General features: G+C 52.5%; 1 protein-coding gene. It reads right to left on the reverse strand.

Features of this window, described 5'->3' with window-relative positions:
- Positions 1 to 252 (reverse strand): hypothetical protein (locus A3773_RS19845; protein WP_231902238.1); only part of this gene is annotated, 252 nt, incomplete at its 3' end.
- Positions 253 to 413 lie beyond the last annotated feature (161 nt).

Consider the following 413-nt stretch of genomic DNA (forward strand, 5'->3'; position numbering starts at 1 on the left):
CTCCCCTCCTCCCCCCCCTCCTTCTTCTTCTCCTCCCCTTCTTCCCCCTCTTTTTTTTCTCTCTTTTTCTTTTCCTCTTCCCTCCCTTTCTTTTTCTCCTCTCCTCCCTTTCCTTTCCTTCTCTTCTCTTCCTCCCCCCCTTTCTTTTTTCTTCCCTCTTTTTTTTTCCTTTTCTTTCCCCTCTTTCTCTTTCCCCCTTTCTTTCTTTTCCCTCCCCTTCTTTCCCTCCTCTTTTTTCTTCTCCTTTCCCATCTCTCTCCTCTTATCCCCTTTTCCCCCCTCCTCTCCCTCCCCCTTTCTCTCCTCCCCCTTCCTTCCTTCCCTCTCTCTCTTCCCTCCCCCCCTCTTCTCTTTCTCTCCCCCCCTCTTCCCCTTCCCCCTCTCCTCTCCCCTTCCTCTCCTCCCCCTCTCTC

Source organism: Neptuniibacter pectenicola (genome assembly GCF_001597735.1).
Taxonomy (GTDB): Bacteria; Pseudomonadota; Gammaproteobacteria; order Pseudomonadales; family Balneatricaceae; genus Neptuniibacter; species Neptuniibacter pectenicola.